This window comes from Micromonospora sp. NPDC049891 (assembly GCF_040660295.1).
Taxonomy (GTDB): domain Bacteria; phylum Actinomycetota; class Actinomycetes; order Mycobacteriales; family Micromonosporaceae; genus Micromonospora.
In genome coordinates this window covers 1-9,479 of record NZ_JBFAML010000056.1, presented here as the reverse complement: position 1 = coordinate 9,479, position 9,479 = coordinate 1, and the positions used below count along the sequence as shown (strand labels likewise).

The following is a 9,479-nucleotide window of genomic DNA, read 5'->3' as shown; positions in this document are numbered from 1 at the left end:
CGCGGCCCGGGGGGTGTTCCGGCTTGGGGTTGTTTCGTCCGGATACCGGTGTTGTATCCGGACGAACCTCCAACGCCGCCGGTCGCCGTCTGGGTCCGGCGCAGCCGGGCACGGTCTTGTGAAACGCGGCCTAGAAGAGGGTCAGCTCGTCGCGCTCGATGCCACGCAGCCGGTCGTAGTCGACCACCACGCAACGGATTCCCCGGTCGGTGGCGAGCACCCGTGCCTGCGGCTTGATCTCCTGGGCGGCGAAGACCCCGGCGACCGGGGCGAGCAGCGGATCCCGGTTGAGCAGCTCCAGATAGCGGGTGAGCTGCTCCACGCCGTCGATCTCGCCACGGCGCTTCACCTCGACGGCGACCGTGCCCTGGTTGGCGTCCCGGCAGAGCAGGTCGACCGGGCCGATCGCGGTCATGTACTCGCGGCGGACCAGGGTGAACCCGTCGCCCAGCGTCTCAGGGTTGGCGGCCAGCAGCTCCTGGAGGTGGGCCTCCACGCCGTCCTTGCGCAGCCCGGGATCGACACCCAGCTCGTACGAGGTGTCCTGGAAGATCTCCTCCAGGGTGATCCGTAGCTCCTCGCCGGCCTTGTTGACCACCCGCCACACACCGGGGGCCTCCTCCAGCCGGCACGGCGGGCTCATCCAGTTCAACGGTTTGTACGCCCGGTCGTCGGCGTGGATGGACACCGAGCCGTCCGCCTTCACCATCAACAACCGGGTCGCCGGCGGCAGGTGGGCCGAGAGCCGTCCGACATAGTCCACCGAGCATTTCGCAATCACCAACCGCACCCGAGCAGGGTAGCGGAGTCACCGGGCATCGCCACCGAGCGGCGCTGGCGCGCCGGTGCGATGCTGTGATGGTGCTCGAAGTGCTCACCGGTACCGGCCTCGCCGCCTCAGCGGGGCTGAACGCCTACATCCCGCTTCTCATCATGGGTACGCTGGCCCGCTACACCAGTGTCATCGACCTGCCTGGCGGGTGGCAGTGGCTCGGCAACGAGTGGGTGCTGGGCATCCTCGCCGTGCTGCTCGCCGTCGAGGTGGTGGCGGACAAGGTGCCCGTGGTGGACCACATCAACGACCTGGTGCAGACGGTCGTCCGGCCGACGGCCGGCGGCCTGGCGTTCGGGGCCGGCTCCGCGTCGGAGACCGTGACGGTGAGTGACCCGGACAGCTTCTTCGCAAGTGGCGGCCAGTGGTTGCCGGTGCTGGTCGGGGTCCTCATAGCCCTCGGCGTGCATGTGCTGAAGTCGACAGCCCGGCCGGTGATCAATGCGGCCACGGCCGGCGTGGGCGCGCCGGTGGCGAGCACCGCCGAGGACGCCACAAGCGTGGTCATGTCGCTCGTCGCGATCATCCTGCCGGTGCTGGTGCTCGCCTTCCTGGTCGGCCTGGTGCTCTTCCTGCCGTGGTTGCTACGCCGCCGGGCGGACCGACGGCGGGAGCGGCAGGCGGCACGCGAGGCGGGCTTCCGCGTCTGATCGCGGGCCGTCGGGCTCGATCGAATCGCCACCTCAACCAGCCCTAAAGCCTAAAATTGGGGCAATCAACGGAGGAGGTTGGGTCATGACCGCAGCCATGGAGATGCCCCGGGTCCAGGAGTGTGTGGTCGCCGCGTGCGCGTACAACCACACCGGCGACTGCCATGCCTTCGCCATCACCATCGGCAGCATGGACCACGCCCACTGCCACACCTTCATCGAGATGCCCGCCGTCCGGGCCGGCGCAGACGGCCAGATCGCCCAGGTCGGGGCGTGTCAGCGCGCCGACTGCCGGCACAACGAGCAGTTGGAGTGCCAGGCACCCGGGATCAAGGTCGGCCCCGACGCCGACCTGGCCGACTGCATGACCTACAGCCACCGCTGACGCCTCGTCCGCGCGGATCCCGGCAGCGCGCCGGGATCCGCGGCGTCACAGCTCGTTCGCCTGCCGGATGACGGTGACCAGTTCGTCGATGATGCCGGTCAGGGCGAAGTCCTTCGGGGTGAACACCCGCGCCACCCCGGCCGCGCACAGTTGCTCGGCGTCCCGAGCGGGAATGATGCCGCCGACCACCACCGGCAGATCCGGTCGGCCGGCCGCCCGCAGGCCGTCGAGCACCGCCGGCACCGCCGCCAGGTGCGAGCCGGAGAGCACGGAGAGCCCGACCAGGTCCACGTCCTCCTCCACCGCGGCGGCCACGATCTGCCCGGCGGTGAGCCGGATGCCCTGGTAGACCACCTCGAAGCCGGCGTCCCGGGCGCGTACCGCGATCTGCTCGGCACCGTTGGAGTGCCCGTCCAGGCCCGGCTTGCCGACAAGCAGTCGCAGCCGCCCGCTGCCCAGCTCGCGGGCGGTGGCGGCGACCCGGGCGCGGACCTCGGCCAGACCCTCGTCGCCGCCGCTCGCGGATCCGGCCGCCAGCCCGGTCGGGGCCCGGTACTCGCCGAAGACCTGGCGCAGAGCCGCCGCCCACTCGCCGGTGGTCACCCCGGCACGGACGCACTCCAGGGTGGCCGTCATCAGGTTCGTCGTGGTCGCGGCGTCCGCGCGCAGCCGGGCCAGCGCCGCGTCCACAGCCGCCGCGTCGCGATCGGCCCGCCAGGCGCGTACGGCCGCCGTGGCGGCGGCCTCCACGGCGGGATCGACCTGCACGACCGCCTCGGCACCGGCCGCGGTCAGCGGTGACGGTTCGGTCTCGGTGAACCGGTTGACGCCGACTACGACGTCGCTGCCGGCCTCGATCCGTCGCCGCCGACCCGCCAGGGAGGCCACCAGGGCGCTCTTGAGGTACCCGGTCTCCACGGCGGCGACCACACCGCCCATCTCCAGCACCGTCGCCAACTCGGCTCGGGCACCTGTGACGATCTCGTCGACAAGCGCGGTCATCACGTGCGAGCCGTCGAACAGGTCCGGGTACTCCAGCAGGTCCGACTCGTACGCGAGCACCTGCTGCATGCGCAGCGACCACTGCTGGTCCCAGGGACGGGGCAGGCCGAGCGCCTCGTTCCAGGCGGGCAACTGCACCGCCCGCGCCCGCGCACCGCGGGAGAGGGTGACGCCAAGCATCTCCAGCACGATGCGCTGCACGTTGTTCTCCGGCTGGGCCTCGGTCAGGCCGAGGGAGTTGACCTGCACGCCGTACCGGAAGCGGCGCTGCTTCGGATCCTCGACCCCGTACCGGTCGCGGGTGATCTCGTCCCACAACGCGCCGAACGCGCGCATCTTGGCGATCTCCTCGACGAACCGCACCCCGGCGTTGACGAAGAACGAGATCCGCTGCACGACGTCGCCCATCCGCTGCGCCGGCAGCTGACCGCAGTCGCGCACCGCGTCGAGCACCGCCACCGCCGTGGCCAGCGCGTACGCCACCTCCTGCACCGGGGTGGCCCCGGCCTCCTGGAGGTGGTACGAGCAGATGTTCACCGGGTTCCAGCGGGGCATCTCACGCAGCGCGTACGCGATCACGTCGGCGGTCAGCCGCAGCGAGGCGGCCGGCGGGAAGATGTGCGTCCCCCGGGAGAGGTACTCCTTGATGATGTCGTTCTGCGTGGTGCCGGCACAGCGGGCGAGTTCGGCGCCCTGCTCGGTGGCGACCGTGCCGTAGAGGCCGAGCAGCCACATCGCCGGCGCGTTGATCGTCATCGAGGTGTTCATGTCGGCAAGCGGGATGCCGTCGAAGAGCGCCCGCATGTCGCCCAGGTGCGCCACCGGGACACCGACCCGGCCGACCTCGCCGGTGGCGAGTTCGTGGTCGGGGTCGTATCCGGTCTGGGTGGGCAGGTCGAAGGCGACCGACAGGCCGGTCTGCCCCTTGGCCAGGTTGCGGCGGAAGAGCGCGTTGGTCGCGGCGGCGGAGGAGTGCCCCGCGTAGGTCCGCATCACCCAGGGGCGGTCGCGCTCCGGCAGCCGGCCCGGGAGTGCCTTCTCGTCCATGGCCGGAGTTTAAGTTACCGTCCAGTAGAACGGGCTGTGCAAAACCACACAGCCCGATATGGCGGACGCCCGGGTACAACCCGCCCTCGGTGGTGGGGACCACCACCCCCGGTGCGGACGCCTGGTGTCGGCGGGCCGCACACTTGACGGCATGAGTGACGACGTCGCGATCCGCGTCCGAGGGCTGCGCAAGACGTACGGCGACAGTCTCGCGGTCGCCGGCCTGGACCTGGACGTCCACCGGGGCGAGGTGTTCGCCCTGCTCGGGCCGAACGGCGCCGGCAAGACCACCACCGTCGAGATCCTGGAGGGCTACCGCCAGCGCGACGCCGGCGAGGTACGCGTCCTGGACGTCGACCCGGCCCACCCGACCCGCGACTGGCGAGGGCGGGTCGGCATCGTGTTCCAGGGCACCGGGGAGTTCGACGAACTCTCCGTCGCCGAGGTGGTGCACCACTTCGCCGGCTTCTACGCCGACGCCGACGACCCCGACAAGGTGATCGAACGGGTCGGGCTGTCCGCCAAGGCCCGCGCCCGTACGCACACCCTCTCCGGTGGCCAGAAGCGCCGGCTCGACGTGGCGCTCGGCATCGTGGGCCGCCCGGAGTTGCTCTTCCTCGACGAGCCGACCACCGGCTTCGACCCGGAGGCCCGACGGGAGTTCTGGGAGCTGATCCGCGATCTCGCCGCGGCCGGCACCACGATCGTGCTGACCACGCACTACCTGGACGAGGCCGAGGCGCTCGCCGACCGGGTGGGTGTGATCGCCGGTGGCCGACTGGTCGAGGTCGCCGCACCGAACCGCCTCGGCAACCGGCAGGAGGCGCTGGCCACGGTCTCCTGGCGTACCCCGGACGGCACGCTGGACAGCGCGCAGAGCGCGACGCCGACGGCGCTCGTGGCGGAACTCGCCACGCGCTTCGGCGGTGAGGTGCCCGGTCTGACCGTCACCCGGCCCACCCTTGAGGACATCTACCTGACGATGATCGGACACCGATGACCACCACGACGAAACCGGCGGAGCCGGTCAGCGCGGCAGCCTCGGCCCGGCGGAGCGGCCCGACCGGGCTCGCCCTGCGTCAGGGGCGACTGGAGATTCGGCAGTTCCTGCGCAGCCGCGAGTCCGTCGTGTTCACGCTGGGCTTCCCCCTCATCATGGTGCTGATCTTCGCGTCGATCTTCGACGAGGAGATCGCGCCCGGGGTGAGCTACACGCAGTACTTCATCACCGGCATGATCGCGACCGGCCTGATGACCGTCAGCTTCCAGAACCTCGGCATCTGGATCCCGATCGAGCGGGACCGGGGTGTGCTCAAGCGCTACCGGGGCACGCCGATGCCGAAGTGGGTCTGGTTCGCCGGCAAAGTGATCATGGTGCTGGTTACCGGCGTCGTGATGACCGCGCTGCTGCTCGCGGTCTCGGTGACGCTGTTCGACCTGGACCTGCCGACCACCACCACGGCCTGGTTGACCTTCGGCTGGGTCAGTGCGTTGGGTGTGACCGCCTGCACGCTCTGCGGCATCGCCATCTCGTCGCTGGCCCGGACCGCCCGCAGCGGCTCGGCGGTGGTCACCCCGGTCGCGCTGGTGCTCCAGTTCATCTCCGGGGTCTTCTTCGTCTTCACCAACCTGCCGTCCTGGATGCAGCAGGTGGCGGCGTTGTTTCCGCTCAAGTGGATGTGCCAGGGGCTACGGGCGGTCTTCCTGCCGGAGAGCTTCGGCGCCGACGAACCCGGCGGCTCGTTCGAGCTGACCCGGGTCGCCGTGGTGCTGGGCGTCTGGTGCGTGATCGGTCTGGTGCTCTGCCTGACCACCTTCCGCTGGACCACCCGCCGCGACGGCTGAGCCACGGGGAGGGCCCGGCCGGCCCTCCCCCACGGCGGCGTCAGTACGAGTAGAAACCCTGGCCGGTCTTGCGGCCCAGATCGCCTGCGGTGGCCATGCGCTGCAACAGCTCCGGCGGGAAGAACTTCTCGTCGGCCGTGTCGGTGTAGATGTTGCGGGTCGCGTTCAACAGCACGTCGACGCCGGTCAGGTCGACGGTCGCCAGCGGGCCCATCGCGTGCCCGAAACCGAGCCGGCAGGCGGTGTCCAGGTCCTCTGCCGAGATGACGCCCGCCTCGACCAGCTTGACCGCCTCCATGGCCAGGGCGCAGATCAGCCGGGTGGTGACGAAGCCGGCGATGTCGCGGTTCACCACCACGACGGTCTTGCCGATCTCCTCGGCGAATGACTTCGCCCGCTCCAGCGTGGCGTCGCTGGTCTTGTAGCCACGAACCAGCTCGCAGAGCTTCATCATCGGCACCGGCGAGAAGAAGTGGGTGCCGACGACCGCCTCCGGACGCTCGGTGGCCGTCGCGATCTGGGTCACCGGGATCGCCGAGGTGTTGGTGGCCAGCACCGCGTCCGCCTTGCAGATCTTGTCCAGCGCGCGGAACACCTCGTGCTTGATCTCCAACTTCTCGAAGACCGCCTCGACGACGATGTCCGCGTCGGCGGCCGCCTCCAGCTCGGTGGTGGGGGTGATCCGCCCGAGCGTCGCCTCGACGTCGTCGTCGGAGAGCTTCCCCTTCTCGGCGAACTTCGCCAGCGACCGTCGGATGCCGTCCAGACCGCGCTCCGTCGCCGCGTCGTCCAGGTCCCGCAGCACCACCTGCCAGCCCGCCTGCGCGGCCATCTGGGCGATGCCCGAACCCATCAAACCGGCACCGACGACCGCGAGTCGACCTGCCATGCTGCTTCTCCCTCGCTGCGAATGAGTGTCTGTCTGCACCCTAGTCGGCGAGCCTGAACGATGGCTAAGCGCGACCGGCAACAGGGCGGTGGAGGCGAGGCGGGTCCTGGCCGAGGATGGCAAGGCGGAGGAGGAGGCCATGCCGGTGTTGCATGGCCGACGACGACAACGCCGCCAGCCGAAGCGCCAGGGCACGCCGCAGCCCCGCCAGTCCTGTTGCCGGTCGCGCTGGGGCAGCTCAGATGGTCAGCTCGGGTTCCTCCGGCGCGGTGGCCCGCTCCACCTCGACACCGAGTGCCCGCAGGTCGGCCACGAAGTCGGGATAGCCCCGGTCGACGTGGTGCACGTGGGACACCTCGGTCACCCCGTCGGCGCAGAGCCCGGCAATGATGAGCCCGGCACCGGCCCGGATGTCGGTCGCCCGTACCGGAGCGCCGGAAAGTTGCCCCCGGCCGCGTACCACCGCGTGATGCCCGTCGGTCTTGATGTCCGCGCCCAGCCGCATCATCTCGTTGGCGAACATGAACCGGCCGTCGAAGATGTTCTCGGTGATCAGGGAGGCGCCCTCGCTGAGCGCCGCGAGCCCGATCGCCATCGGCAGCAGGTCGGTGGCGAAGCCCGGATAGGGCAGCGTCACCACGTCCACCGCCCGGGGCCTGTCGTCCATGCGTACCCGGAAGCAGTCCCCCCGGGTCTCCACCATGCCGCCGGCCGTCACCAGCTTGTCGAGCGCGACCTCCAGAAATGCGGGGTCGAGGCCGGTCACGGTGACGTCGCCACGGGTCATCGCTGCACCGAACGCCCAGGTCCCCGCGACGATCCGGTCCCCCACCGTGGCATGCCGGACCGGACTCAGCCGGGGCACGCCGACGATGGTGATCGTCGAGGTGCCCTCGCCGTCGATGAGCGCACCCATCCGCTGGAGCATCGTGCAGATGTCGACGATCTCCGGCTCCCGGGCCGCGTTGTCGATCACGGTGGTGCCCTCGGCCAGCACCGCCGCCATGATGAGATTCTCGGTCGCACCGACGCTCGGGAAGTCCAGCACGATCTCCGCGCCCCGCAGCCCGTCGGGAGCCGAGGCGATCACGAAACCGTGCTCCCCGGAGATGTCGGCACCCATCCGGGTCAGCCCGGAGATGTGCATGTCCAGACCCCGGGAGCCGATCGCGTCACCGCCCGGATGGGCCACCCGCACGTACCCGCGTCGGGCCAGCAACGGACCGAGCACGCAGATCGACGCCCGCAGCCGGCGGACCAGGTCGTAGTCGGCCTCGACGCCCGGCTGCTCCGGCACGTCGATGGTGACCGAACGGGATCGGGCCACCCCACCGAACGTCACCATCGGGTCCACCGGATCGTCGGCGTCGAACCGCACACCGCAACCGAGGCGGCGCAACACCTCACCCATGATGGCGATGTCGGTGATCCGTGGCACGTTGGTGATCACACTGCGGCCCGGGGCGAGCAACGCGGCGGCCATCAACTTCAACGCCGAGTTCTTCGCACCCACCACGTGCACCGTGCCGGCCAGCCGGGCGCCACCGCGTACCCGGATGACGTCGACATCGGCGACCGCGGTGTCACCGGCATCGCCCGGGCCGACACCCGCAGGCCAACCCGTGCCGGCGTCCGGACGTGCCGGAATCGTCAGGTCCGGTATCCGTAGGCTGTGCGTCATGGCCGTCCACCTCACGCGCATCTACACCAAGGCCGGCGACGCCGGCATGACCAGGCTGAGCAACAACGAGCAGGTGCCGAAGAACGATCCGCGGATCGCCGCGTACGCCGACGTCGACGAGTGCAACGCCGCGCTCGGCGTGGCACTCGCCCTAAGCCAGCTCGACGACGAGCTGCGCCGGGTGCTGGGGTCGATCCAGAACGACCTGTTCGACGTGGGAGCAGACCTGTCCACCCCCGTCGAACCGGACCCGAAGTACCCGCCGCTGCGGGTCACTGAGGAGTACGTCGAGCGCCTTGAGGGCTGGTGCGACGAGTACAACGCGCGCCTGAGCAAGCTCGACTCCTTCATCCTCCCCGGCGGCACCGCGGGCGCGGCGCTGCTGCACGCGGCGCGGACGATCGCCCGGCGCGCCGAGCGGTCGGCGTGGGCGCTCATCGCACACGACCCCGACCGGACCAGCCACCTCCCGGCAAAGTATCTCAACCGCCTGTCGGATCTGCTCTTTATCCTGTCAAGAACGGCAAATCCGGACGGAGACGTGCTATGGGTGCCGGGCGGAGGCCGGTGACGCTCGGTGCACTGCACCACGTGGAAGTCTGGATACCCGACCTGAACGCCGCGATGCGTAGCTGGGGCTGGCTGCTCGGCGAGTTGGGCTGGACGTCGTTCCAGCAGTGGCCGGCCGGCCACTCCTGGCGACTCGGCCCGACGTACCTCGTGCTGGAGGCATCACCCGCCCTCTCCGGCCGCAGTCACGACCGGCTCGCCCCCGGCCTCAACCACCTGGCCTTCCACGCCGGCTCGACCGCCGCCGTGGACCGGCTGGTCGAGCAGGCACCGGCGTACGGCTGGGAGTTGCTCTTCGCCGACCGTCACCCGTACGCCGGCGGGCCCGACACGTACGCCGGGTACCTGACGGACGGTCAGGGGTACGAGGTGGAGTTGGTCGCCTCGACCTGAGCTGTCCTGTCTTCGGGGGTCTGTCCTCGGGGTGGTTGATGCTTGGGGCTGGGGTGGCTGTCCTGCGTTTTGAGTGGTTGCGGTGGGGGCTGGGGGCGACCGTAGTGGTTGCGGTTGAGGGCTGGGGGCGACCGTGCCCGGCTTCGGGCGGTCAGGCTTGATCCCTGCGCCGGGCACCAAGTGGC

General features: G+C 70.3%; 10 protein-coding genes. 6 read left to right on the top strand and 4 right to left on the bottom strand.

Annotation, left to right across the window (positions count from 1 at the left end; all coding sequences use genetic code 11):
- Positions 1-130: 130 nt before the first annotated feature.
- A complete protein-coding gene (gene nucS / locus AB0I71_RS32120; RefSeq protein ID WP_099850137.1) occupies positions 131-790 on the bottom strand; it encodes an endonuclease NucS in 660 nt (219 codons plus the stop codon).
- Between the two features lie 71 nt (positions 791-861).
- Between nucS and AB0I71_RS32115 the strand changes: the two genes are divergently transcribed.
- The gene (locus tag AB0I71_RS32115) at positions 862-1,482 is read left to right on the top strand and encodes a DUF4126 domain-containing protein (protein ID WP_357591089.1); all 621 of its coding nucleotides are present in this window, start codon (positions 862-864) and stop codon (positions 1,480-1,482) included.
- Positions 1,483-1,567: 85 nt separating this feature from the next.
- On the top strand, positions 1,568-1,867 hold the full coding sequence (locus tag AB0I71_RS32110) for a DUF1540 domain-containing protein (protein ID WP_099850135.1): 300 nt from the start codon (positions 1,568-1,570) through the stop codon (positions 1,865-1,867).
- 45 nt (positions 1,868-1,912) lie between these two features.
- On the opposite strand, the gene AB0I71_RS32105 is transcribed toward AB0I71_RS32110, so the two are convergent.
- Positions 1,913-3,916: a protein meaA gene (locus tag AB0I71_RS32105; RefSeq protein ID WP_357591086.1), complete on the bottom strand. Its 2,004-nt coding sequence runs from the start codon at positions 3,914-3,916 to the stop codon at positions 1,913-1,915.
- 151 nt (positions 3,917-4,067) lie between these two features.
- On the opposite strand from AB0I71_RS32105, the gene AB0I71_RS32100 reads away from it, so the two are divergent.
- The gene (locus AB0I71_RS32100) at positions 4,068-4,916 is read left to right on the top strand and encodes an ABC transporter ATP-binding protein (RefSeq protein WP_357591084.1); all 849 of its coding nucleotides are present in this window, start codon (positions 4,068-4,070) and stop codon (positions 4,914-4,916) included.
- Complete coding sequence (locus tag AB0I71_RS32095) at positions 4,913-5,761, top strand: ABC transporter permease (protein WP_357591082.1); 849 nt, start codon at positions 4,913-4,915, stop codon at positions 5,759-5,761. The genes AB0I71_RS32100 and AB0I71_RS32095 overlap by 4 nt, the downstream gene beginning before the upstream one ends.
- A gap of 40 nt (positions 5,762-5,801) precedes the next feature.
- Here the strand turns inward: AB0I71_RS32095 and AB0I71_RS32090 are convergent, their stop codons facing one another.
- Positions 5,802-6,650: a 3-hydroxyacyl-CoA dehydrogenase family protein gene (locus AB0I71_RS32090; RefSeq protein ID WP_357591080.1), complete on the bottom strand. Its 849-nt coding sequence runs from the start codon at positions 6,648-6,650 to the stop codon at positions 5,802-5,804.
- A 238-nt stretch (positions 6,651-6,888) separates the two neighbouring features.
- The gene (gene murA / locus AB0I71_RS32085) at positions 6,889-8,331 is read right to left on the bottom strand and encodes a UDP-N-acetylglucosamine 1-carboxyvinyltransferase (RefSeq protein ID WP_357591078.1); all 1,443 of its coding nucleotides are present in this window, start codon (positions 8,329-8,331) and stop codon (positions 6,889-6,891) included.
- Between murA and AB0I71_RS32080 the strand changes: the two genes are divergently transcribed.
- A complete protein-coding gene (locus AB0I71_RS32080) occupies positions 8,330-8,902 on the top strand; it encodes a cob(I)yrinic acid a,c-diamide adenosyltransferase (RefSeq protein WP_357591076.1) in 573 nt (190 codons plus the stop codon). The two genes, murA and AB0I71_RS32080, sit on opposite strands and share 2 nt — an antisense overlap.
- Entirely contained in the window at positions 8,878-9,294 is a 417-nt protein-coding gene (locus tag AB0I71_RS32075; protein WP_357591074.1) for a VOC family protein, read from the top strand. Before AB0I71_RS32080 ends, AB0I71_RS32075 begins: the two co-directional genes overlap by 25 nt.
- Positions 9,295-9,479 lie beyond the last annotated feature (185 nt).

Excerpts from the sequence above, each read along its gene's own strand:
- AB0I71_RS32080 (WP_357591076.1), top strand. The coding sequence starts at position 8,330 with ATGGCCGTCCACCTCACGCGCATCTACACCAAGGCCGGCGACGCCGGC.
- AB0I71_RS32105 (WP_357591086.1), bottom strand. The coding sequence starts at position 3,916 with ATGGACGAGAAGGCACTCCCGGGCCGGCTGCCGGAGCGCGACCGCCCC.
- AB0I71_RS32100 (WP_357591084.1), top strand. The coding sequence starts at position 4,068 with ATGAGTGACGACGTCGCGATCCGCGTCCGAGGGCTGCGCAAGACGTAC.
- AB0I71_RS32095 (WP_357591082.1), top strand. The coding sequence starts at position 4,913 with ATGACCACCACGACGAAACCGGCGGAGCCGGTCAGCGCGGCAGCCTCG.
- AB0I71_RS32075 (WP_357591074.1), top strand. The coding sequence starts at position 8,878 with ATGGGTGCCGGGCGGAGGCCGGTGACGCTCGGTGCACTGCACCACGTG.
- AB0I71_RS32110 (WP_099850135.1), top strand. The coding sequence starts at position 1,568 with ATGACCGCAGCCATGGAGATGCCCCGGGTCCAGGAGTGTGTGGTCGCC.
- AB0I71_RS32090 (WP_357591080.1), bottom strand. The coding sequence starts at position 6,650 with ATGGCAGGTCGACTCGCGGTCGTCGGTGCCGGTTTGATGGGTTCGGGC.
- murA (WP_357591078.1), bottom strand. The coding sequence starts at position 8,331 with ATGACGCACAGCCTACGGATACCGGACCTGACGATTCCGGCACGTCCG.